The following is a 23,952-nucleotide window of genomic DNA, read 5'->3' as shown; positions in this document are numbered from 1 at the left end:
CGATTCGTGAGTAGAGTCACCGCATGTCCCCAGCGACCAACCAGAAGTGGCAGAACTGGGCGGGAAACCAGCAGGCCGCGCCGCACCGCGTCGCCACGCCGGGCAGCGCCGACGAGGTGGCCGCCGCCGTCCGCTCGGCCGCCGACGACGGCCTCACCATCCGCATGACCGGCACCGGGCACTCCTTCACCGGAGCGGCCGTCGCCGAGGGCGTCCTGCTCCGCCCCACCGCGCTCACCGCGGTCCGCTCCGTCGACACCGCGACGGGCCTCGTCACCGTCGAGGCGGGCCTGCCGCTGCACGCGCTCAACCGCGTCCTGGAGGAGCACGGTCTCGCGCTGGCCAACATGGGCGACATCCAGGAGCAGACCGTCGCGGGCGCGCTGCAGACCGCCACGCACGGCACCGGGCGCGACGCCGCCGGGCTCGCCTCCCAGGTCGCGGCCCTGGAACTCGTCCTGGCCGACGGCACGCTGGTCACCTGCTCGCGCGAGGAGCGTCCCGACCTGTTCGCCGCGGCCCTCGCCGGGCTCGGCGCGCTCGGCGTCGTCACCGCCATCACCTGGCGGACCGTCCCGGCGTTCCTGCTGCGGGCGCAGGAGGCGCCGATGAAGTGGGACGAGGTGCTCGCGCGCGTGGACGAGTTCGACGCCGCCAACGAGCACTTCGAGTTCTACTGGTTCCCGCACACCGAGGGCTGCCTGACCAAGCGCAACAACCGCGTCGAGGGCCCCGCGCAGCCGCTGTCCAAGTTCAAGCACTGGATGGACGACCAGTTCCTGTCGAACACGGTCTTCGGAGCCGTCAACAGGGTGACGCACCGAGCGCCCGCCACGGCGCCGTTCGTGAACGGCATCTCCGCCAAGGCGCTCGGGGCCCGCACCTACAGCGACACCTCGTACAAGGTCTTCACCAGCCCCCGGACGGTCCGCTTCAAGGAGCAGGAGTACGCGATCCCGCGCGAGGAGCTCGTGCCCGCGCTGCGCGAACTGCGCTCCCTGTTCGCCAAGCGGGACTGGCGGATCAGCTTCCCCATCGAGGTCCGGCTGCTTCCCTCCGAGGACGCCTGGCTGTCGATGGCGCACGGGCGCAGGAGCGCGTTCATCGCCGTGCACGTCTACCACCGCGACCCGCACGAGGACTACTTCCGCGGCGTCGAGGACCTCCTGACCGGGTTCGACGGCCGCCCGCACTGGGGCAAGCTCCACACCCGCGACGCCGCCTACCTGGAGAAGGCGTATCCCAGGTTCGGTGACTTCCGCGCCCTGCGCGACGAGCTGGACCCCGACCGCCGCTTCGCCAACCCCTACACGAGCCAGGTCTTCGGCGACTAGCCGCCGGGGGTGGTGCGGGTCTGCGGGTCGGCACCGCCTTGGCCGCCGTCCTGCGGGGCCTGAGTGGTCGTCGGCGCCTGCGGGGTCGTCGGCGCCGTCGGCGGGGCGGTCGTGGGCGCCTGGGTCGGCTGCTCGCTGGGTGCCGACGTCCCGGGAGACGGGGAGCTCGGTCCGCCGGAGGGCGTCCCGTCCGTCGGCGTGCCGCTCGGCGAGTTGCCGGGCTTCTCCGTGGTGCCGCCGGAGGGCGCCTGCGACGGCGTTTCGGCCGGCTGCCTGCTCCCCCCGCCGTCGAAGACCTTGGTGACGGTCAGGCCCTTGCCGCTCGCGCCGCCGACGGGCTTGCCGGTGCCCGCCTCGTAGATCGTGATCCCGCCGAGGACCACCGCGAACACCGCCGCCGAGGAGACCACCAGCGTCACCCAGTGCGCCTTGGCCCACTCGACCGTGCTCTGCCACGCCGAGCGGCGGACGACCTGGCGCACCGCGTCCTCGCCGGCCTCCTCCGCGAGCGAGGCGGCCACCGTCTGCACCGGGTCCAGGCGCGTGGCGCTCGGATCTCCGCCGGGATCGAGCCGCGTGGCGTTCGGGTCGCCGCCGAGGGCCACCGGGTCGAGCCGCGTCGCGTTCGGGTCGCCGGACCACACCGCGGTGCGGGTCGGGTCGGAGCTCCTCGCCTCGTCCGCGGCCCCCTCGGCCGCGTCCCGGCGCCGGACCGCCGACTGCAGGTGCGTCAGCTCCTTGATCTGCGCCCGGCCCTGGTCGAGGTAGTGCTTGCCCACGGCCGACCCCGCCGTGGAGATGACGCTCATCAGCGCCGCACCGATGATCGTCCCGTACACGCCCAGGTAGGACGCCCCCAGCGCGGCGACCGCCGTCGCCGCCGCACTCGCGATCAGCTGCGTCGTGCTCACATCCGGCAGCTTGCGCGGCATCGCCTGACTCACCCCTTTCCTGTTGTTCCCTCTCGCCACGGACACCCCGAAGAGAAACCGATCGGGAGCACGCGGGTGTTCCTGCCCACGACGTGACGCTCGCAACGTCGGATCCGCGGGGCGTTCGCGAGCCCGTCAGGAACGGTGTGGAAAAGGATGGACAAGAATCGCGCAGAGCGCCCCCTCGCCGGTCGCGGCACCGGCAAGCTTGGGCAGGTGCCCTCTTCGACCTCGTGAAGAGGGCTTCGAGAGCGGCGATGTTCGGACATGCCGGGTACGGTGCTGGCAGCAGGTGTGTCCGAAAGAGAGACTCGGGAACCCGGGGGAAGGGCACGCATGCGCCCTCGGTGGGCATCGGACGGCCGACCGGTGAGAGCACGGTCGCGCGGTCCGGCGTCCTCCGTGCCGTCAGGACAGGGCAGGAAGGACACGCATGCAGGAGCTGCGCCTCGTCGCGGTCAGCGAGGACGGTACGTACCTCGTCCTGGCCACCGCGGGCCGAGGCACCCGGTTCACCCTGCCCGTCGACGACCGGCTCCGCGCCGCGGTCCGTGGGCACTTCTCCCGCCTCGGCCAGTTCGAGATCGAAGTGGAGAGTCCCTTGCGCCCCAAGGAGATCCAGGCCCGCATCCGGTCCGGGGAGACCGCGGAGGAGATCGCCGAGTCGGCGGGCATCCCGGTCGAACGCGTCCGCTGGTTCGAGGGCCCGGTCCTGCAGGAACGCGAATACATGGCCCAGCAGGCGCAGCGCGTCGCCGTCCGCCGTCCCGGCGAGTCGACCCCGGGCCCGCCGCTCGGCGAGACCGTCGAGGAGCGCCTCGGCCGCGGCGGCGTCGACCTGGAAGAGGTCGAGTGGGACTCCTGGAAGTGCGAGGACAACACCTGGCGCGTCCGGCTGTCCTTCTTCGAGGGCGGCCGCCCGCACGCCGCCGAGTGGACGTTCGACCCGCGCCGCCGGCACGTCTCCCCGCTTGACGAGGTCGCCGCCCGGCTCACCTCCGTCGAGTGGGACGACGACGCGCTTTCCGACACCGTCACCCCGCTCGTCCCGCGCCGTCCCGCGATGAAGGTCGTCTCCAGCGACCGCGACACCGCGCCCTACGACCGCGGCATCGCCCCCGGCGGCCGCGAGTTCACCGCCCGGGGCCTGCCCGCCGAGCCGGAGCAGCCCGGCGCCCCCGAGCCGCTGCGCGCCGCGGAGCCCCGCGCGTACATCGTCGAGCGCGGTCGCATGGTCGATCCCCGGCCCGCTTTCCGCGAGGCGTCCGAGACGCCCTCGCTGCGCGAGGCCACGCTGCCCGGCCGGCCCGCGCACGGCCGTGAGGCGTCCCGTCCCGGCCCGCCGGCCGAGGACGCGGGTCAGGCCGCACCCTCCGCCGAGACGCCCGCCGACGAGGCCGTCACGCCCGCCCAGAGCGAGGAGCCGCGCGCCGCCGGGGCCGGGACGGCGGAGCCCGCCGAGGCCCCCGCGTCCGCCGAGGGGCACGACGAGAGCGCGGACGCCCTGGCGCACGAGACCGCCGAGCCCGGCGAGACCGCCGAGACGGTCGCCGAGAGCACCGCCGACGAGGCCGCCGCCGAAGAGGCGCGGCCTGCCGAGGACGTCCAGCAGCGGGAAGACGAGGCCGCCGCCTCCGAGGAGAGCGAAGCGCTCGACGCGGAGGGCCCCGGAGAGGCTCGGGAAGAGGAGCACGCTTCCGCGGAACCGGCGGAGACGGATCTCCCGGAGCAGGCGCCCGAGGCACGCGACGACCACGAGGCCGACGAAGCGCACAAGGCAGACGACACGCCCGAGGCCGACGAAGCACCGGAGGCCGCGGCGTCCGCCGCGCCTGCCGAGCCGGTCGAGGCCGCGCCGGAGCCGCCTGCCCCGGCCGGGCCCGCCGGGGCCCCGCAGGCGCCGCCCGCCGCCCGGCCCCGGGTCGAGGCCGACGCGCCGCGCGCCCCCGAGGAGGAGCGGGAGGCCGCGCCGGTCCGCAAGGCCGCGCCGGTCCGCAAGCCCGCGCCGCCCCGCGAGCCCGCCGCCGAGAGCAAGCCCGCCGCGCCGCAGCGGCAGCCCGCGCGGCCGCCCGCCAAGAAGAAGCCGGCGGGCCGGCCCGCCATGCCCGCCGCTCAGGACAAGCCGGCCACCGGCTCGCCCGCCGCCGCGGCGGCGGCCGGGGAGTCCCCCGCCGCGCAGCGTCCGGCCCGGCGGCGCAAGGCGAAGGGCAAGCGCGCCTCCGTCCCGTCCTGGGACGAGATCATGTTCGGTGCCCGCCGGCCCGAATAGGCTCGGCGTCGGCACCTGGCGTCCCGTCCAGGAACGGGGTCAGCCACTCGGGCGTGATGGCGGCGGCGAGGGCCACGGCGTCGTCCTCGGACATGTCGGTCGCCGAGCAGCCCCCGTCGCCCGCGCCCACGGCGGCGAAGAGGGTGGCGAGGCCCAGCCTGCGCTGGAAGAGCGTCTGGCGCATCCGCCAGCCGATGACGGCCGAGTGCTCGACGACGACCTGGCGGCGGCGCAGTGAGCCCGACCGCACCGTGAGGCGCTCCCCGTCGGTGGCGTGGCCGAGCTGGCGGTAGCGGTCCAGGCCAAGCGGCACCGCGAGGACGGCCAGGACCGCGCACGCGTAGGCGACCCAGGGCTGTCCCGCGAGGACGGCGAGCACGCCGACGCCGACCGGAGCCGCCATGGCGCGGACGACGCGGCGGCTCCGCGCGGCCGGCGGGTGGGCGGTCAGCGGCCCCGGGACGTTCCCGACGACGCGCGCGGCGAGGGCCTCGGCGGCGGACCGCGGCGCGGCGGGCATCAGCCGCCCCCGCTGGGCGGCGTCCCCGAGCCCGGTGATGAGGGCGCCGAGGCGGGTCACGCCCGCCGCCCGCTCGAACGGGTTGTCGGCGAGCTCGACGCCCCGGAGGCGGCGGCGTTCGAGGGAGACGCTGCGGCGGGTGACGAGGCCGCGCTCGGCGACGACCGACCCGTCCCGCTCGTGGACGGTGAAGTCCCAGTTGAAGAGGGTGAAGGCGATCACCGACATGACGGGCATCGCGATCAGCGTCAGGATGATCAGCGCGAGGACCAGGGCGGTGGGGAGGCCCACCACGTCGTGCCCCAGGCTCTCCACGCGCTCCCGCGTGATGAGGCCGAGGTCGTCGCCGAGGTTGTAGACGGTGCCGAGGAGGCTGCCCGCCAGCGCGAAGGGCGTGAGCAGGTAGGCGCCGCTGAGCGGGGCGTACAGGTACCAGCGCCGGCGCATGCGGCCGAGCACGCGCCGCGGCGGCACCTCGACGTCGCGCGCCAGCAGGACGCCGCGCAGCCGCTCCGCCTCGGCGCGGGAGACCGCGTTCAGCTCCCCTTCCCCGCCGTCCGCGCCGGCGTCGATCTGCACGACCGCCAGCCCGAGCAGCCGGTGCGGGAGGGACGCGCTGATGTCCACGCCCCGGATCCGGTCGCGCGGGATGCTCTTGACCGACCGGCCGATGAGCGCGCGCCGGAACTCGATCCGGTCGTCGTGCAGGACGTAGGTGAACGTCACCCAGTTCGCCACGTGGAAGAGAAGGCCGAAGGCCAGCCCCACGAGCGTGAAGTAGAACGCCGTGGACAGCCCGCCCACGAGCAGGCCCGTCGCACCGGCGGCCAGCAGGGCGATGAGCTCGCGGACCGCGCCGACGACGAAGGTGAGCGGGTGCAGGCGTGCGGTCACGTCGCGTCGTCGCGGAGGTCGTGCGCGCGGTGCGCGAGGTCTTCGGCGAGCCGCGTCGCCACGTCCACGGGCAGGCCGGAGACCTCCGAGGAGCCGGCGTGGGAGGCGGTGTTCACCTCGATCGTCGCCAGGCCCAGGATCCGTTCGATCAGGCCCTGCTTGCTGTCGACGGTCTGGATGCGCCCGACGGGCACCAGCAGCCACTCGCGGCTGAACCAGCCGGTGCGGGTGTAGACGACGTCGGCGCTGACCTCCCAGCGGTGGACGCGGTACCGCCACACGGGCGCGACCGCGACCATGAGCAGCCCCGCGCCGCCGACGATGTAGGGCAGCCATCCGATCCGGCCGGTCAGCCAGCCGGGCGGCGCGTCCCAGCCGGCGTCGCCGACCCAGGCGGCCACGCCGAGGGCGAGGCCGAACGCGAGGCCCCACAGCAGCAGGTACTCGATGGCCCAGTGCGCGATCGCGCGGGGCGAGACCCGGTGCTCGGGCGGCCGCAGCCGCGGCGGGTGCGGCCCCCCGCCGTCCCTCCGGCGACCGCGCCGCACCGACGTCACACCGCGAGTCTAGAACCCCGGGGGTGCCCTTTCGCCGTGCCGCGGGCCGGGAACGGCCAAGGAGCGGGCGGCACGATTCCCGGCGCGGCGACGTTTCTGTCAGTAGCGCGTGCGAGATTGTCGGGAGAGCAAGGAGATCCGCTGCGCACGAGATCGTCGGCATCGCGGGTTTGTCAGTGGGGCATGCGAGGTTTGTGGCGTGGTTCACGCCGCCGGCTGTGCTGTGCCCGGGCGGCGTGAAATTCGGATGCACCTGACCCGGACTCCGTCTACTTTTGCTGACTCCCCGGCCGGGGGGCACCGGCGTCCGGCAACCGAGTCCTAGGAGATCCCATGACCTACGCGATCCAGGCCGACGGCCTGGAGAAGCGGTTCGGTGAGACCCGGGCGCTGGACGGCGTCTCCCTCACCGCCGAAGCCGGCACGGTCCTCGGCGTGCTGGGGCCGAACGGCGCCGGCAAGACGACCATGACCCGGATCCTCGCCACGCTGATCGAGCCGAGCGGCGGCACCGCCCAGGTCGGCGGGTACGACGTGGTGAAGGAGGCGCACAAGGTGCGCCAGCTGATCGGGCTGACCGGCCAGTACGCCGGGGTCGACGAGATGCTGACCGGCACCGAGAACCTCGTCCTGATCGGGCGGCTGCTCGGCCTGCCGCGCCGGGAGTCCCGGGCGCGCGCCGCCGAACTGCTCGAGCGCTTCCAGCTCACCGATGCCGCCGAGCGCGCCGCCAAGACGTACTCGGGCGGCATGCGCCGCCGCCTCGACCTGGCGGCGAGCCTCGTCGGGCGCCCGCAGATCCTGTTCCTGGACGAGCCGACCACGGGCCTCGACCCGCGCAGCCGGAACGGCCTGTGGGACATCGTCCGCGGCCTGACCGACGACGGCGTCACCGTGCTGCTCACCACGCAGTACCTGGAGGAGGCCGACCAGCTCGCCGACGACATCATCGTCATCGACCGCGGCCAGGCCATCGCGCACGGCACGTCCGACATGCTGAAGGCCCAGGTCGGCGGGCAGGTGCTGGAGGTCAGGCCGGTCGACGCGGCGGACGTGGCCGCGGTGGAGCGGATCGTCGGGGAGCTGGCCGAGGCCGTCCCGGAGGTCCGAGACGACCTGGTCAGCGCGCCGATCACCGACCCGCAGCTGATGCCGGCCGTGGTCCGCCGCCTCGACGAGGCGGGCGTCGCCGTCGGCGAGCTGTCGCTGCGCAAGTCCAGCCTGGACGAGGTGTTCTTCGCCCTCACCGGCCACCACACCGACGACATCGACGCCGAGGCCGGCGAACTGGAGAAGCAGGCCGACAAGGAAGGTGCCTCCGCATGACCACCGCGACGCTCGCGCCGCAGGAGCTGTCCAAGCGGGTCGCGCCCGCCACGGCCCTGCGCAACACGGTCACGCTGGCCTGGCGCAACCTCGTCCAGATCAAGCACAACCCGATGGAACTGCTCGACCTGTCGATCCAGCCCATCATGTTCGTGCTGCTGTTCGCCTACGTGTTCGGCCCGCCGATGAAGGGCAGCGTCGAGGCGTACCTGCCGATCGTGATCCCCGGCATCATCGCCCAGAACGCCCTGTTCGCCGGGATGAGCACCGGATTCGGGCTGAACACCGACATCACCAAGGGCGTGTTCGACCGGTTCCGGAGCCTGCCGATCGCGCGCAGCGCCCCGCTCGCCGGGCGGATCATCGCCGACACCGTCAAGCAGGCGTGGTCGATGACGATCCTGCTGCTGGTCGGGTTCGCGATCGGCTTCCGGGTGGAGACCAACGTGCTGGCGGTGGGCGGCGCGTTCCTGCTGCTGCTGGCCTTCGCGATCCTGTTCTCCTGGACGTCGGTCTTCATCGCGATGAAGGTCAACGAGCCGGAGAAGGTGCAGATCTTCGGCTTTGTGGTGATCTTCCCGCTGAGCTTCCTCAGCACCGCGTTCATCCCGTCCACGAAGGGCATCCCCGGCTGGCTGGCGTTCTGCATGGACAACAGCCCGGTGACCCAGCTCGTGGAGGCGATGCGCGGCCTGCTGGTCGGCGGCCCCGTCCTGCAGCACGCCTGGATCGCGCTCGCGTGGGGCGTGGGCATCTCGCTGGTGTTCGCCCCCCTGTCCCTGCGCGCCTTCAAGCAGCGCGCCTGAGAACCGGGCCTGGAAACGGGGAACGCCCCGGCGGTCGGGTGACCGCCGGGGCGTTCTTGGCGAACCGAGGTGCGTTCGACCGGGTCAGGCCGCGTTCTGGTCGGCCTTCGCCTTCGCCTTGGCGTCGTCGAGGGCCGCGAGCTGGAAGTCGGCGCGCGGCTGCTCGATGGTCGCGAGCGAGACGGTCTCGCGCTTGAGGAACAGCGCGAGCGTCCAGTCCGCGATGACGCGGATCTTGCGGTTGAAGGTCGGGACCATCGCACCGTGGTAGCTGCGGTGGAAGAACCACGCGGGCCAGCCCTTGAGCTTGATGCCGAGGGGGTTGGCCACGCCCTTGTGCAGGCCGAGGCCCGCGACGGCGCCGAGGTTGCCGTGCACGTACGGCTTGAGGGTCTTGCCGCGCAGCGACCGGACGATGTTGTCGCCGAGCAGCTTGGCCTGCCGGACGGCGTGCTGGGCGTTCGGCGGGCAGAACTGGCCGTCCTCGGTGAGGTCCGGGATCGCGGCGTTGTCGCCCGCGGTGAACGCGCGGACGAGGCCCTCGATGGTGAGGTACTCGGTGCCCTTCACGCGGCCGCGCTCGTCCAGCGGCAGGTCGCCGTGCCGCACGACCGGCGACGGCTTGACGCCCGCGTTCCACACGAGGGTGCCGGCCGGGAAGCTGCTGCCGTCCGACAGCTCGATCTGCCCGTCCACCGCCGACTGCAGGAAGGTGTTCATCTTCACGGCGATGCCGCGCCCGCGCAGCTGCTCGGCGGTCCACTTGCCCATGTCGGGGCCGACCTCCGGCAGGATGCGGCCGGTCGCCTCGACCAGGATGAACCGCAGGTCCTGCGGGGTGACCTTGCGCATGTACTTGGTCGCGTCGCGGGTCATGTCCTCGAGCTCGGCGACCGCCTCGACGCCGGCGAACCCGCCGCCGACGAACACGAAGGTCAGCGCCTTGCGGCGCAGCTCGACGTCGTCGGTCGACTCGGCGATCTCCAGCTGCTCCAGGATGTGGTTGCGCAGGTGGATGGCCTCGCCGACGGTCTTCAGGCTGATGCCGTTCTCGGCGAGCCCGGGGATCGGCAGCAGCCGCGGCACCGCGCCGGCCGCCATGACCAGGTAGTCGTAGGAGATCCGCTCGGGCGGCCCGGCCAGGGGCTGGACGATCGCCCATCGCTCGTCGTGGTTCAGCTCGGTGACGCGCGCCTTGCGGACGGTGCACTTCGGCAGCACCCGGCGCAGCGGGACGACGACGTGCCGCGGGGAGATGTTCCCGGCGGCGGCCTCGGGCAGGAACGGCTGGTACGTCATGTACGAGTTGGGGTCGACGACGGTGACCCTGACCTCGCCCCTCCTCAGCTCCCGCTTCAGCTTCTTCTGCAGGCGAAGAGCGGTGTACATGCCCACATAGCCGCCACCCACGATGAGGATGTGGGGAGCGCCAGGGGTTCCCTCGGCGGTCCTGGCCATTGCGGCCCTCCAATGTCACGGTCGGCTTGTGAAGACATTCACAAACTAGCGGATGGAACGTGCCCTTCACCAACCAGGAACCAGGAAAGAACCGATGAACTTCCCGTGCGGGTAAACGAAGGGCCCGTATCGGGTGTGAAACCCGCCACTCCTTCCCCAAACACGGGATGGAACGGGGCAAAGTACGCATGACGAACGTCACAGGCCGCCCTGCCGGACGGCGCCTCCCCGGGGCGCGGCGAACCGCCCGTCCCACCCCCGGGAAAGCCCTATGGTTGGGGCGGACGAGGAAGGGGGCGCCGGCGGCGGGACGCACGCGGCCGAGAACCGGGGGCCGAGACGACGGCGGCCCGGCGGCGCGCGGCGTACGATCTCGCCCTGGAGCGTATCGATGATGAGCAGAGACCGGCGTTCGATCATGGCCGCGGCGGGCGCCCTCGCACTCGCCGGGGCGCTCAGCGGCTGCGGGCTGATCGGCCAGCCGGAGAACGAGAGCGCCGAGCTGTCGGAGTGGTTCACCGTGACCAGCCCGGTCTTCCGCGATGGGCGGGAGTTGCCCCCGAGATACGGCTGCACGACGTACCCTGGCGGGCAGGGCAAGACCCCGCCGCTCCGGTGGTCGGCGCCCGCCGGGACCAAGTCGTTCGCGATCGTGATGGACGACCCGGACGCCTCCGGCGGCGCCAAGGTCCACTGGGTGATCGCGGGCATCGACGGCACCGTGAACGAGCTGGTCGAAGGCGCCCGGCTGGACGGGACCGTCGTGGGGTTGAACACTGGCAAGAAGGCGGGCTACGCGCCCCCGTGCCCGCCCAAGGGAGAGAAGCATCGGTACCGGTTCAGCATCTACGCGCTGGACGATCCGGCACCGTTCAAGAACGGCGCGGCTTTGAAGGACTCGCTCCCCGCGATCGCCGAGCACACGGTGGGCCGCGGGCGGATCACCGGGAACTTCGGCGGCGAGCAGGCGCGTTGACCGTGGAGCCTGAGAGCACAGGGTCAGGGCGGGGCCCCTCCGGGGGCGGAGCTGTCAGGGGTGTGCGGATCGGCGGAGTTGGCCGATCGGCACGCGCCGTGTGAGGGTAAATGTGCGCGAAGGGTGTGACAACGGTCATAGCGGTCGGACAGAATCGGGGTAAGCCAAGGCGGCGGAAACCCGCGACTATCCGGACGCTGGCGACAATCGGGACGGACCCGCGGTCCGCGCTGGCGACTCTCGCCGGGCCAAGGCATTGGGTGGTGGCATGACTTCTTACATCGTGGTCTTCGGCCTCATTGTGGTCGTCGTCCTCGTGGTCGTCCTCGTGGCCCTCGGCCTGCGAGCCAGCAGAGCGGGAGGCGATGACGACGACGACTGGATGGACGACGAGCCGCAGAAGCAGCCGCGCGGCCGCCGAGGAGTCCCCCCGCCGCAGGAGCCGATGGGCGGCCCGGACGAGTACGGCCCCGGCTACGACGAGGGCTACGACGGCGGCTACGACCGCGCGCCCGAGCCCGTCCCCGACCGCCGCGTCGCCGGCGGCGGAGGCGGCCCGCTCGCCGCTCCCACCTCCGGCCCGCCCCCGTCCGCCCCGCCTCCCCCGCCGCCGGGCCACGCGTCGGACGAGATGGAGGACGACGACTACTGGGCGACGATCACCTTCGACAAGCCCAAGTTCCCCTGGCAGCACGACGAGGGCGGCGCGCGGCAGGAGCCCGACCCGGCCGCCGACCCCCTGAACGCGCCGCAGGCCCCTCCGCCCGAGCAGCCGGCCGTCGAGCCGCCCGGCCTCACCCAGCCCGTCTCGCTGGGCGCCGACGGCACCGTCCTCAACGGCCTCGGCGGCGGGACCGGCCCGCAGCAGGCTCCCCAGGGCCCCGGCGGCTTCCAGGGCGGCTCCCCGTTCCCGGGCAACGACCCGGGCGCGACGTCGCTCGACCCCATCCCGGCCGACCTGGCCGGGCCGGGCGGCTCCGGCGTCCAGGGCCCCTTCGGCGGCCCCGGCGCGCCCGACCAGCCGGTGTACGGCGGCCAGGAGCCCCAGCCCGCGTACGGCGCCGCCGACTACGGCCCCGGCGACTCCTCCTACGGCGGCCAGGACCAGTACGGGAGCCAGGACCAGTACGGCGGGCAGGACCAGTACGGCGGAGGCCAGGACCAGTACGGCGGCGACCAGCCGCAGTACGGCGTCCCCGAGCAGCCGCAGTACGGCACCCAGGAGCCGTCCTACGGCGACTACACCTCCGACCCGCTCGGCGGCGGCCGGCCGGCCGCCGGCCCGCCGCCCGGAGGCCGCCAGGACTACGACATGCCGCTCGGCCCGTCCGGTCCCGGCGGGGCCCTCGGCGGCGACCCGCTCGGGCTGCCCCTCGGCCGTCCCGAGGAGCCGCCGGCGCCGCCCGCGCCGCCGGCCCCTTCCGCGCCCGCACCGGCGTCGCACGGCGGCCCCGGCGGAGGCTCCGACACCGACGGCCACAAGCTCCCGACCGTCGACGAACTGCTCCAGCGCATCCAGTCCGACCGCCAGCGGTCGACGGGCCCGGCGCCGTCGTCCGACCCGGGCGGCTCCTACGGCGGCTCCCTGAACGACCCGCTGAGCGACCCGCTGGGCACCGGCTCGTACGGGACGAGTTCTACCGGCGCGCCGAGCACCGGCAACACCGGCCCGTGGCCGGCGCCGTCCGGCGGTCAGGGCGGCTATGACCCGGGAGCCGGGTCCGGCCAGGGCTACGACTCCGGGATGGGCGCTCCGTCCGGGTACGGGCAGGGCCAGCAGAGCGACGGCTACCCGACCGCCCCGGCCTACGGCGACTCCCAGCGCTACGACGACCCGCTCGGCGGGTTCGGCGGAGGCGGCGGCGAGAGCGGCTCCGGCGGCTCCGGCGCCTACGGCGACTTCAGCGGCAGCAGCTACAACGGCGGAAACGACCCGCTGGCGGCGCCGCACGACCAGGGCACCGGCGGCTACCCCGACCCGAACGCCACGCAGGCGTACGGGTCGGGCTACTACGGCGGCACGCCCCAGCAACAGCAGCAGCAGGGCGGCGGCTACCCGCAGGGCGGCCAGCAGAACGACAACCCCCCGTACGGCTCCCGCCAGCAGGCCGACGACTGGGAGAACTACCGCCGCTGACCACCGCGCGTTCTACCCGCGCATCCGACCCGCACAATCGACCCGCACAGTCGACCGAGGGCCGCCGGATCCGTCCGGCGGCCCTCGTCTTGTCGGGGCCGAGCACCGCCGGTTCTGATTGAATACGTTGTGTGACTAAAAAGCCACCGAGCGTGTCCACCGTGCGGCGCGACCTGCTCGCCTCGTTCGTCGTGTTCCTGGTCGCGATCCCGCTCTCGCTGGGCATCGCCGTCGCCTCCGGCGCGCCCGTCGCGGCCGGGCTGATCGCCGCGGTCGCCGGCGGCATCGTCGCGGGCCTGATCGGCGGCTCGCCGCTCCAGGTCAGCGGCCCGGCCGCCGGGCTGACCGTGCTGGTCGCCGGCCTCGTGCAGACCTACGGCTGGCGCGCCACCTGCACGATCACCATGCTCGCCGGGCTGGTGCAGATCCTGCTCGGCGCGAGCCGGGTCGCGCGCGCCGCCCTCGTCGTCTCCCCCGCCGTCGTGCACGGGATGCTCGCCGGGGTCGGCATCCTGATCGTCCTCGCCCAGGTGCACGTGGTCCTCGGAGGCAGCCCCCAGGAGTCGGCCGTCACGAACCTGCTGGAGTTCCCCGGGCAGCTCGCGCGGCCGCACACCCAGTCCGCACTCGTCGCCGGGCTGACGGTCCTCGTCGTGCTGGGCTGGTCCCGGCTGCCGCGGATCGCGGCGTTCCGCCTCGTTCCGGGCCCGCTGCCCGCCGTCGTCCTGGCCACCGCCGTCGCGTGGGCCCTCGACTGGCGGGTGCCGCGCGTCGACCTGCCGTCCTCGCTGCTGGACGACTGGAGCACGCCCGTCATGCCGCAGGGGACGCTGTTCGGCATCACCGGCGCGGTCCTCTCCGTGGCGCTCGTGGCCGCCGTCGAGTCCCTGTTGTGCAGCGTCGCGGTCGACCGCGCGCGGCCCGCCGGCGTCCCGCCCGCCGACCTCGACCGCGACCTGCTCGGCCAGGGCGCCGCGAACGCCGTCTCCGGCGTGCTGGGCGGCCTGCCGGTCACCGGCGTGATCGTCCGCAGCACCGCCAACGTCGAGGCGGGCGGCCGCACCCGGCTGTCCCCCGTCCTGCACGGCGTCTGGGTCCTCGTCCTCGCCCTGGCCTGCGGGCCGCTCATCGAGCAGGTCCCGCTTGCGGCGCTGGCCGCGCTGCTGGTCGTGCTCGGCGTCCGGCTGGCCGACCTGTCCCGGGTCCGCGACCTGCGCCACCACCGGGAGGCGCCGGCCTACTTCGTCACCCTCGGCGGCGTCGTGCTGTTCGGACTCGGCGAGGGCGTCCTGCTCGGCGTCGGTGTCATGGCGGTGCTGGCCCTGCGCCGGCTGACCCGGCTCTCGGTCCGGACGGAGCAGCTCGTCCCCGACCCCGCGGACGCCCTCGCCCCGCCCCGCTGGCACGTGGTCGTCGAGGGCACGTTCACCTTCCTGGGCGTCCCCCGCGTGGCCCGGGCGCTCCAGCGGATCCCGGCGGACGGCAGCGTCGATCTGGACCTCAACGTCGACTTCATGGATCACGCAGCGTTCGACGCCGTCCACCGCTGGCGGCTGGCGCACGAACGCCAAGGAGGGAGGGTCGACATCGACGAGGTACATGAGGCTTGGTATGAAAGAGCTGTGACAGGCGATATGTCCCAACCGGCAAAGACTCCGCTCCCTGCCCGCTGGTGGGCGCCATGGTCGAATCGGCGGCGGCGCTCCGAGACCGAGCTCGACGCACCCGAGATGTCCCCCGCGGACGTCCTGCTGAACGGCGTCCGCGAGTACCACGGGCGCACGGCCCGGCTGGTCCGGCCGATCATGGCCGAGCTCGCGATGGAGCAGAAACCGCAGCACCTGTTCATCACCTGCGTCGACTCGCGCATCGTGCCCAACATCATCACCGCGAGCGGCCCCGGCGACCTGTTCATCAACAGGAACGTCGGCGCCCTGGTGCCCCGGCACGGCTCCCGCACGCCCGACGACTCCGTCGCGGCCACCGTCGAGTACGCCGTCAACGTCCTGGAGATCAAGACGATCACGGTCTGCGGCCACTCCAACTGCGGTGCGATGGCCGCCCTGCTCGCCGGCGGCGCCGAGGTCGAGCACCTCGAGGGCCTGTCCCGCTGGCTGAAGCACGGCAACCACAGCCTCGCCCGCTTCCTGGCCGAGAAGCCGTCCGGCGACGAGCAGCCCCTCACCCGCCTCTGCAAGATCAACGTGATGCAGCAGCTCGACAACCTGCTGACCTATCCGTGGCTCCGGGAGCGGGTCGAGGCCGGCGAGATCGAGCTCGTGGGCCTCTACCTGGACCTCGGCACCGCCACCGTCGAGGTTTTCGACCAGGCCGGCGGCGGCTTCGCCCCCGTCCTGGACGAGGCCCCGCGGCCCGGGTCCCTCACGTGAAAGCGCGGGTCGTCCCCGGCCGGACGACCCGCGCCCAAGCTTCCTACCAGCGCCCGACGAGCTCCTCGTCGCCGCGCCCGTAATCCCGTACGTACATCCCCGTCACACGGCGCGCCCGGCGCGAACGCCGGTCCGACGCCGGAAGGAACAGCGCGTCGCGCCGGCTGGCGCGCGAGAAGTCCCACAGGTACACCAGGCTGCCCAGCATCCCGGCGACCACGATGGCCACGAACACGATGACGATCACCATCGCTCCTTTCCACGGGGCTCAGCACCCGGCCCCGCCGCCGTCACCGATCAGGGCGATCAGCTCTTACCCGAACGGTAAGCGCCCCGAATGAAACCCTCTGTGTCGTGTGACCCGTTTCAAGAGAGTCTCCGTCCCCACCTCACCACCACGGGAAATCACACACGGGGACGGCCGGCCCGCCTCCGGCCTCAGCCGATCGTCAGGCGGTACGAGCCGCGGGCGCAGCCGGTGACCCGCCAGCCGCCCTCGACCCGCCGGGTCTCGATGCGGTCGACGCCGGATCCCGCGGGGACGGGCCGGTCCTCGCCGGGCACCCAGACGTCCAGGTCGCAGGCGCCGCCCGACGCCCTCCCGGTGAGGGCGAACTCCCGGGGCCCCGCGGCCTTCTCCCCCGGCCTGCCGCCGGGCACGGAACGCAGGGAGATGAGGACGCCCGGGGCCGCGCGCGGGTAGGCGCGCGAGATCTCCTGGACGGCCACCGCGTCGCGTGGCAGGAACCGTCCCGTCGCGCAGTCGAGGTTGTTCAGTCCGTTGCCGGTCGGCTCGACGCCGTTCTGCGGATCGCCGCACGCCTGCTTCCACACCCAGAACGCGCCGCCGAGCCGGTCGTCGTCCTCCTGGCGGGCGTACCGGCGCAGCTTCCCGGCCACCGCGCCGTCGTCCCCCCAGTAGCCCCATTCGCCGCTCCACACCGGCATGTCGCGGGCGGCCCGCCGGGCAAGGACGAACCCGTGCTCGACGGAGGTCATGACGGGCAGGCCGAGCGAGGCGTCCATGGTGATCGACTCGGCGTACAGGTGGGGTGCGAAGACGATGTCGGGATCGGAGGTGAAGGAGCCGCGCGGCAGCGCGTCGAACCCGGTCCCGGACCAGAAGATGCTCGGCTCGACGAACAGCGGATGGGGCCGGGTCTCGGCGGCGCGGACCGCCCGCAGGACGCGGTCGTAGAACCGGCCGAGCAGCAGCGTCGAGGTCAGCGGCGCCTGCTCGCCGAAGCCCGGTTCGTTGAGCGGGTCGAACCCGGCGACCGCGGGATCGGCGCCGACGCGTGCGGCGAGCATCCCCCACGCCTTCACCAGGCGGCTCTGCACGCCGTCGCGGTCGTAGTAGAAGTTGGTGAACGCCCGGTTCCCCGCAGGCGAGATGTCGCGCCCGGTGAACTGGCAGCGGGGCGCGCCGTCGGTCTTGGTGGCCCATGCGGGCGCGCCGTCGTAGCCGTCCATCCTGGACGTGCCGAGGGGGCAGGAGGTTCCGGCCGGGGTGGGCGCCTTGCTCCAGCCGTCCTGATGCATGTCGATCACCGTGTACAGCCCATGCCGCTTCGCCCAGGCCACGGCCTGGTCGATCTGGCGCAGGTAGCCCTCGTCGTACTGGGCGGGGCGCGGTTCGATCCGCGACCACGAGACCCCGAGGCGCACCACGTTCAGGCCGAGCGCGGCCATCTGCGCGAAGTCGTCTTCGCTGAGCGGCAGTACGGCCGGGACGCCCGGGCGCGGCGCGTAGAAGTCGACCAGCTGGTTGACGTTCACCCCGCGCAGGAGAACCTGCCGCCCCGCACCGTCGACGATGCGGGGCCGCTTTCCCCGGACGACCCGGAGCGGCGACAGCTCCGTCCCGCGGGCGGCGGCCGGACCCGCGGCGGCCGGCGTACGGACGGCGGGTGCCGGCCTCGGCCGCGCGAAGGCCACCACTCCCGCGGTACCGGCCAGGACGACCGCCGCGAACAGGGCGAATGCCGGGACCGTCCGCTTCACCGGCCGGCGGAGAGCGCCGCGGGCGGCGAGGAGGGCGAGCAGAGCGGGCAGCCACCCGAAGGCGATGCCGAGCGACGCGCCTTCGGCGAGCCTGACCCACAACGCGGCCGGCGTCTGCAGCGGAGCGCCGGGCCCGTCCAGGATCACGAGCCCGGCGACCTGGACGGCGCCGAGCACGACGCCCGCCCACATCGCGGCCAGCCACCCGCCGAGGAAGGCACCGGCGGCCCCGCGGGAGCGGCGTGCGAAGGTCCGCTGGGTGCGGGCGAGCGCGAGGAGGAGGACCAGCAGGCCGGCGGCGAGCCCGGCCGCTCCGCCCTGCGGGGACGCGGAGGGCAGCCCGTGCGGCAGATCGCGCGACCAGTGCGACGCGATCCATGGTCCGGTCACGGCGACACCCGCCACGCTGACGACCGCCAGCGGCCAGTGCGCCCGGTGCGCGGGCTCCCTGCCGCCGCGCTCCCCCGTCCGCCAGGGCAGGGTCGCCGCCGCGGGGACCAGCCCGTATAGGGCCGCCTTCGGAACGGTGAAGCTCGTCGCCCACAGCACGTCCGCGACGTTCGGCCCGGGTGCGGTCGCCGCCACCGACATGACGGCCTTCGCGACCACGGCGGCCAGGACGAACCCCGCCCAGACCGTCGCGAACCGCGCCCGCCGTCCCAGATGCCCGAAGGCCGCGGTGACCAGCGCCGTGCCAAGGAGCAGCAAGGGAACGTAGACCACCAGGGGTACGGCCTGCCAACGGGTGGCGGGGATCCAGCGGCCGGGCGTCCCCAGCAACGCGAAGTACCCGACCGGGTCGATCAGCGCCCCGCCGAGGACGAGCATCAGGACGGCACCCACGACCGTCGGCACGAGCCGCCGCGAACCCATGCGATCTCCTAGCACCGGGGAACGTCAAAATACATGAACAAAACTCATGTTTGCCAGACCCCCGCTCGGAGAGCGAGCACCCGTCAGCGATCCGGTCGAGCGAGGAACCTCCGGAAGCTCACGCGGACCCGAGGCTGAGCGGATCAATGAAGGATGCGCGGGAGGTGTCGACGCACGGCCCCGACCACCCCCGGCACGGCGGGACTCAAGCACACGGCACCCAAAAATGAAAAGTATTCACTTTCGGTGGCCGGTCTGGTACTGATCTTGTGCAGACCCGAAGGCACTTCTCCCCAAGGTGTGACGAATGCCCCTCCCCCGCCTCCGCGCCGTGCTCGCGGTACTGTCGGTCGCCCTGCTCGTGGCGCCGACGCCGTCCGCGGCCGCGGGCGACACCCCGGTCGTGGACGTCGGCGCGACCGGTGCACCGTTCACGGGCACCACCGCCGGCGGGCAGGTGCGCGGATACCTCGACGCGCACAGCCATCTGATGTCCTACCTGGGCTTCGGCGGGTCGCTGATGTGCGGTGAGACGTTCGATCCGGGCGGTCCGGCCGCCGCCCTCGAGGACTGCCCGGACCACAGCCCGAACGGCGTCCCCGCCTGGTTCGAGAACTTCACCCGCAAGGGCACCCCGATCGGCTCCCACGACACCACCGGGTGGCCGACGTTCAAGGACTGGCCGGCCCGCGACTCGTACACGCACCAGCAGGCCTGGTACAGGTGGGTCGAGCGGTCGTGGCGGGCCGGGCAGCGCGTCCTGGTGAACCAACTCGTCGACAACCGGACGCTGTGCGAGATCTACCCGCTGAAGAAGTACCCGTGTGACGAGATGGAGACCATCCGGCGCCAGGCCGCGGCCACCTACGCCCTCCAGGACTTCGTCGACCGCGAGAACGGCGGCGCGGGCAAGGGCTGGTTCCGCGTGGTGACCAGCCCGCAGCAGGCGCGGCGCGTCATCGAACAGGGCAAGCTCGCCGTCGTGCTGGGCATCGAGACCTCCGAGCCGTTCGGCTGCCGCGAGGTGTACGGCAAGCCCCGGTGCACCAAGGCCGACATCGACAGGGGCCTGGACGAGGTGCAGAAGCTCGGCGTCTCGTCGATGTTCCTGTGCCACAAGTTCGACAACGCGCTGTGCGGCGTCCGGTACGACTCCGACGCCACGGGCGTCATCATGAACCTCGGCCAGTTCGTCGGGTCGGGGCAGTTCTGGCAGGCCGACCGCTGCACGGCGCCCGAGCACGACAATCCGATCATGCCGTCCGGGCAGCTCGGCGACCTGCTCGCCGGGCCGCTCAGCGGGCTGCGCGGGCTCGGCGTGACGGTGCCGGTGTATCCGAGCGCTCCGCTGTGCAACGCCAAGGGGCTCACCGACCTCGGCGCGTACACGCTGCGCAGCATGATCAGGCGAAAGATGATCGTCGAGCTGGACCACATGAGCGCCAAGGCGGCCGGCCGTTCGCTGGACCTGCTGGAGAAGGCGCACTACTCCGGCGTGATCTCCTCGCACAGCTGGTCGGACGAGCACTACCTGAGCCGCGTCTACCGGCTCGGCGGCATGGTCACCTCCTACGCCTCGTCCGCCCCGCAGTTCGTCGCGGGATGGAAGCAGGCCAGGGCACAGGCCGCGCCCGGGTACCTGTTCGGCTACGGGTACGGCCTGGACGCCAACGGGATGGGCCCGCTGCCCGCGCCGCGGACCACCGCCGCCGAGGACCCGCTGGAGTATCCGTTCAGGTCCCCGGTCGACCCCGGTGTCACGCTCACCAAGCAGAAGACCGGCATGCGGACGTGGGACCTCAACACCGACGGCGTCGCCAACTACGGCCTCGTCCCGGACTGGATCGCCGACCTCCGGCACTTCGGCGGCCGCCGGATCACCGACGACATGGCCAAGGGCGCCGAGGCGTACCTGGAAATGTGGCAGCGCGCGAAGAAGTAACCCAATGCGAACGTCGGACGGTTCGGCATGGCCTACAACAACGCCGACCTCATGGTTCCGCCCACTGACCGGGCAACGTCGAACGCAGGCGGCTTATCGTCCTCAAGACCTCGGCGCGGTTCTTGGCCGTCTTGAGCCACGTGGGCAGGCGCTCCACCAGGCTCGCAGGAGCCCAGGCGACAAGATCTCCGCGTTCGCGCAGCTTCGCGGCCACATAGGCCTCCAGCAGATCGAGATGCCGGACGTTGTAGGCCCACAGCACATGTCCACAGCAACTCGCCTGCAACCACACCGGCCGCTGAAAGAAGGGATCGACCGGTCCCCCAACGACAGCGGAGCTGACCGTCTCGTCCTTGAAGTAGCCACACGCCGCACACCGCAACCGCCGACGGAGGCCCATGAACCCACCCGAACCAGCCTCGGCGTTCTCGACCACCTCAGGATGCGGCAGGACGACAGCACATCCCTCACACCTGGGGCACTTCACCAGCACCTCGTCGATGAAGTCGTACCCGTACTTGCGTTCCCGCCGATCTCGAAACCGATCAGGGTCCGCCACACTCCCAGTCACCCGATCAGCCCGGTAGAAGACCACCCCAAGACCACCCACGCTCCGAGGACGGCCCCGACATCCAAGGTATTCGGTGGCCCCCACCGAACTTCCGTGCATTTCGAGCCAAACATTCTGATCACCAGTTTTTGGGACAGCAGGGCCCAGCTTGGCGTTGGAGCACGACACACTTGATGGCGTTTTATTGAACTTGTTGACTGGTCATTTTATATATAGCCAGGTCGTCCCAGTCGCAAATATCGCTGCAACGAAGCCGAGAAATGCTATTGCAGCCCATTTGCGATGGCTCCAAGCGATGCCGTTGAAGTTATGATACAATTCAAGGCCGGCCGGTACACAAAATGCAGCAAATAGACAGACTGATACTAGAATGTTAGCCAGCAGTCGCTCGAAATATGGGATCTTGTATTCTTGTGCCGCCATAAGGGCAACTATTTCTTCTCGGGCAAGAAGAGTCAACAGGGCGCCATAGATCACGACAAAACCGGTGGTGTCGAAATCACTGAGGCCATTCCTTCTAATTGGCGCCGTCGACTCCATTGGCATACGATTCCGGCGCCAAAAATTTGCCAATTTCTTAAGAGGATTTCGAGAAGAAGCCTGGCTTTGCCGATCTTTTCTCATCCTTTCATTATATTCATCAACACGCCTCTTTTCTTCTTTGCCAGCTGCTATGATTGCTCTCAACTCCAAAACTAAAGCAAGTGCAATAACGGGAATTACTTGCGCGAGAAGAGAGCCGTATGCTGACGACATAAATTCATTGTGCCAGGCATTCCAGTGGAAAGAGGAGCGAACAGCGAAGGCAATACCTGGCCGATTTCGGACTTGCGTGGGGGCGGGGCCCCGTAGCCTGGACCGGCGGGCGGGCTGGCGCTGCCGCCCGCCCGCATTGGCCCGTCGTGATGCCCCGCGCGGGGGTCCCCGCGCAAGGCGGGAAGCGGCCAGCGGCACGGGCGCGGCTAGCTCAACCCCGTGACTGGTCTTCGTCTTGGTGCAGCCCGATTGTCGGGACGCCTTGATCGGGCGTTCAAGTCGGTGCTCGATGTGCCCTGAAAGTGCCCTGGGCGATCTTGAGCCCGATTGCGCTCCTGGGCAGGGGTATTGGGGGCGGACGAGTCGGCCTGTAAGCCGGGTTCTGTGCCCGTCGTCCCTTGCGGGGCGGCGGGTGACGGCCATCCATCTCGGGCCGCCGTTGCCGGCGGTCTCCAGCGGTCTACCCGCAGGCTCGGGCGGGCCGCCCTCAGGCACCTGCGCGGGGCCTCTTGCGGGGCCCCTTCTTGACCTTGCTCCGGGTGGGGTTTACCTAGCCGCCCACGTCACCGTGGGCGCTGGTGAGCTCTTACCTCACCGTTTCACCCTTACCACCGGCGGACCGGTGGCGGTCTGCTTTCTGTGGCACTGTCCCGCGGGTCACCCCGGGTCGGCGTTACCGACCACCCTGCCCTGTGGAGCCCGGACTTTCCTCGACGGGGATCGCTCCCCGACGCGGCCGCCCGGCCGGCTCGTCCGCCGTCCACCAAGGTTAGCGGGTGCGTGAGCGACTTGCGCACCCCGGCTGATCAAGGGTGCGCAAGTCGGCTCACGGGCCTAGGGCAGGGTGCTCAGGGCTTCGTCCAGGCGGGTTTCGGGGAGGGTGTGGTCCTCCATCTGGCCGGCGAGGAAGCGGTCGTAGGCGGCCATGTCGAGGTGGCCGTGGCCGCACAGGGCGGTGAGGATGACCTTGGGTTCGCCGGTCTCGGCGCAGCGGCGGGCCTCTTCGACGGCGGCGGCCAGGGCGTGCGTGGGTTCGGGGGCCGGGACGATGCCCTCCGTGCGGGCGAACAGGACGCCGGCCTCGAAGCATTCGCTCTGGGGCTTCGCGGTCGCGTCGAAGATGCCGAGCTCGTACATGTGGGAGAGCAGCGGGGCCATGCCGTGGTAGCGCAGGCCGCCCGCGTGGATGGGGTCGGGGACGAAGTCGTGCCCGAGCGTGTGCATCTTCATCAGGGGCGTGAAGCCGGCGGTGTCGCCGAAGTCGTAGGCGTAGCGGCCGCGGGTGAAGGACGGGCACGCGGCGGGCTCCACGGCGCGGATGACGGGGTCCATGCGGCCCTGGAGCTTCTCGCGGAGGAACGGGAAGAACAGCCCGGCGAAGTTGGAGCCGCCGCCGGTGCAGCCGACGATCAGGTCCGGGGTGTCGCCGACGAGGGCGAGCTGTTCGAGGGCCTCCTCGCCGATGACGGTCTGGTGCAGGAGGACGTGGTTGAGGACGCTGCCGAGCGCGTACCGGGTGTCGTCGGGGGCGGCCGACTCGACGGCCTCGCTGATCGCGATGCCGAGGGAGCCGGGCGAGTCCGGGTCGTCCGCGAGGATCTTCGCGCCGGACGAGGTGAGCGGCGACGGGCTGGCGTGCACCTGCGCGCCGAACAGCTCCATCATCGAGCGGCGGTACGGCTTCTGGTCGTAGGAGGCGCGCACCATCCAGATCTCGCAGTCCAGGGAGAACTGGGCGCAGGCGAACGCGAGGGCGCTCCCCCACTGGCCCGCGCCGGTCTCCGTCGTCAGGCGGCGGACGCCCTGGCGCGCGTTGTAGTAGGCCTGCGGCACGGCCGTGTTCGGCTTGTGCGAGCCGACGGGTGAGACGCCCTCGTACTTGACGTAGATGCGTGCGGGGGTGCCGAGGGCGCGTTCGAGGCGGTGGGCCCGGATGAGCGGGGTCGGCCGCCAGAGCCGGTAGACCTCGCGGACCTCCTCGGGGATGTCGATGTAGCGCTCGCCGCTGACCTCCTGGGCGATGAGGTCCATGGGGAACAGCGGCGCCAGGTCGTCCGGCCCGACCGGCTCGCGCGTCCCCGGGTGCAGCGGCGGGGGCGGCGGCGCGGGCAGGTCCGCGACGACGTTGTACCAGCGGGTCGGAAGCCTCGACTCGTCCAGCAGGATCTTCGTGTTCATAGTCCCCTCCCTGGGTCGCAGGGTAGGGG

17 protein-coding genes and 1 other RNA gene are annotated in these 23,952 nt (G+C 72.0%); 8 read left to right on the top strand and 10 right to left on the bottom strand.

Features of this window, described 5'->3' with window-relative positions; genetic code table 11:
* Positions 1-23 precede the first annotated feature (23 nt).
* Positions 24-1,334, top strand: coding sequence for a D-arabinono-1,4-lactone oxidase (locus tag K4S16_RS29390; protein WP_149262287.1), 1,311 nt, complete (start codon positions 24-26; stop codon positions 1,332-1,334).
* Here the strand turns inward: K4S16_RS29390 and K4S16_RS29385 are convergent.
* Entirely contained in the window at positions 1,331-2,245 is a 915-nt protein-coding gene (locus K4S16_RS29385; RefSeq protein WP_149262286.1) for a hypothetical protein, read from the bottom strand. The two genes, K4S16_RS29390 and K4S16_RS29385, sit on opposite strands and share 4 nt — an antisense overlap.
* A 454-nt stretch (positions 2,246-2,699) precedes the next feature.
* Here K4S16_RS29385 and sepH point away from each other — a divergent pair, with 454 nt between their 5' ends.
* Positions 2,700-4,535, top strand: a complete 1,836-nt coding sequence (sepH, locus tag K4S16_RS45950; RefSeq protein WP_235037140.1) for a septation protein SepH — start codon at positions 2,700-2,702, stop codon at positions 4,533-4,535.
* Here the strand turns inward: sepH and K4S16_RS29375 are convergent.
* Together K4S16_RS29375 and K4S16_RS29370 are read right to left on the bottom strand one after the other, a co-directional pair.
* The gene (locus tag K4S16_RS29375) at positions 4,507-5,949 is read right to left on the bottom strand and encodes a PH domain-containing protein (protein ID WP_149262285.1); all 1,443 of its coding nucleotides are present in this window, start codon (positions 5,947-5,949) and stop codon (positions 4,507-4,509) included. The genes sepH and K4S16_RS29375 overlap by 29 nt on opposite strands.
* On the bottom strand, positions 5,946-6,506 hold the full coding sequence (locus tag K4S16_RS29370; RefSeq protein ID WP_235037139.1) for a PH domain-containing protein: 561 nt from the start codon (positions 6,504-6,506) through the stop codon (positions 5,946-5,948). The genes K4S16_RS29375 and K4S16_RS29370 overlap by 4 nt, the downstream gene beginning before the upstream one ends.
* 333 nt (positions 6,507-6,839) lie before the next feature.
* Between K4S16_RS29370 and K4S16_RS29365 the strand changes: the two genes are divergently transcribed.
* Positions 6,840-7,832: an ATP-binding cassette domain-containing protein gene (locus K4S16_RS29365; protein WP_149262284.1), complete on the top strand. Its 993-nt coding sequence runs from the start codon at positions 6,840-6,842 to the stop codon at positions 7,830-7,832.
* Positions 7,829-8,638, top strand: a complete 810-nt coding sequence (locus K4S16_RS29360; protein ID WP_149262283.1) for an ABC transporter permease — start codon at positions 7,829-7,831, stop codon at positions 8,636-8,638. Before K4S16_RS29365 ends, K4S16_RS29360 begins: the two co-directional genes overlap by 4 nt.
* Positions 8,639-8,722: 84 nt before the next feature.
* Here the strand turns inward: K4S16_RS29360 and K4S16_RS29355 are convergent, their stop codons facing one another.
* The gene (locus K4S16_RS29355) at positions 8,723-10,096 is read right to left on the bottom strand and encodes an NAD(P)/FAD-dependent oxidoreductase (RefSeq protein ID WP_149262282.1); all 1,374 of its coding nucleotides are present in this window, start codon (positions 10,094-10,096) and stop codon (positions 8,723-8,725) included.
* Between the two features lie 391 nt (positions 10,097-10,487).
* Between K4S16_RS29355 and K4S16_RS29350 the strand changes: the two genes are divergently transcribed.
* From K4S16_RS29350 to K4S16_RS29340, 3 genes are all read left to right on the top strand, one after another.
* Positions 10,488-11,072, top strand: coding sequence for a YbhB/YbcL family Raf kinase inhibitor-like protein (locus K4S16_RS29350; protein WP_235037138.1), 585 nt, complete (start codon positions 10,488-10,490; stop codon positions 11,070-11,072).
* A 268-nt stretch (positions 11,073-11,340) separates the two neighbouring features.
* Complete coding sequence (locus K4S16_RS29345) at positions 11,341-13,209, top strand: hypothetical protein (RefSeq protein WP_149262281.1); 1,869 nt, start codon at positions 11,341-11,343, stop codon at positions 13,207-13,209.
* Between the two features lie 131 nt (positions 13,210-13,340).
* Positions 13,341-15,599, top strand: a complete 2,259-nt coding sequence (locus K4S16_RS29340) for a bifunctional SulP family inorganic anion transporter/carbonic anhydrase (protein WP_149262280.1) — start codon at positions 13,341-13,343, stop codon at positions 15,597-15,599.
* A 43-nt stretch (positions 15,600-15,642) separates the two neighbouring features.
* Here the strand turns inward: K4S16_RS29340 and K4S16_RS29335 are convergent, their stop codons facing one another.
* Positions 15,643-15,849: a hypothetical protein gene (locus K4S16_RS29335; protein WP_149262279.1), complete on the bottom strand. Its 207-nt coding sequence runs from the start codon at positions 15,847-15,849 to the stop codon at positions 15,643-15,645.
* A gap of 188 nt (positions 15,850-16,037) precedes the next feature.
* Complete coding sequence (locus K4S16_RS29330; protein WP_149262278.1) at positions 16,038-18,476, bottom strand: glycoside hydrolase family 5 protein; 2,439 nt, start codon at positions 18,474-18,476, stop codon at positions 16,038-16,040.
* Positions 18,477-18,783: 307 nt separating this feature from the next.
* Between K4S16_RS29330 and K4S16_RS29325 the strand changes: the two genes are divergently transcribed.
* Complete coding sequence (locus K4S16_RS29325; protein ID WP_149262277.1) at positions 18,784-20,418, top strand: Coagulation factor 5/8 type domain-containing protein; 1,635 nt, start codon at positions 18,784-18,786, stop codon at positions 20,416-20,418.
* A 49-nt stretch (positions 20,419-20,467) separates the two neighbouring features.
* Here K4S16_RS29325 and K4S16_RS29320 read toward each other — a convergent pair whose 3' ends face one another.
* The 4 genes from K4S16_RS29320 to K4S16_RS29305 form a co-directional block, all read right to left on the bottom strand.
* On the bottom strand, positions 20,468-20,977 hold the full coding sequence (locus K4S16_RS29320; protein ID WP_200842185.1) for a hypothetical protein: 510 nt from the start codon (positions 20,975-20,977) through the stop codon (positions 20,468-20,470).
* A 213-nt stretch (positions 20,978-21,190) separates the two neighbouring features.
* Positions 21,191-21,745, bottom strand: coding sequence for a hypothetical protein (locus K4S16_RS29315; protein ID WP_149262276.1), 555 nt, complete (start codon positions 21,743-21,745; stop codon positions 21,191-21,193).
* A 355-nt stretch (positions 21,746-22,100) separates the two neighbouring features.
* Positions 22,101-22,497: RNase P RNA component class A (gene rnpB / locus K4S16_RS29310), an RNA gene on the bottom strand.
* An 82-nt stretch (positions 22,498-22,579) separates the two neighbouring features.
* Positions 22,580-23,923, bottom strand: coding sequence for a TrpB-like pyridoxal phosphate-dependent enzyme (locus K4S16_RS29305; protein WP_149262275.1), 1,344 nt, complete (start codon positions 23,921-23,923; stop codon positions 22,580-22,582).
* Positions 23,924-23,952 lie beyond the last annotated feature (29 nt).

It is taken from the genome of Actinomadura sp. K4S16 (assembly GCF_008327685.1).
Classification (GTDB): Bacteria; Actinomycetota; Actinomycetes; order Streptosporangiales; family Streptosporangiaceae; genus Spirillospora.
This window is presented reverse-complemented; position numbering and strand designations above follow the sequence as displayed.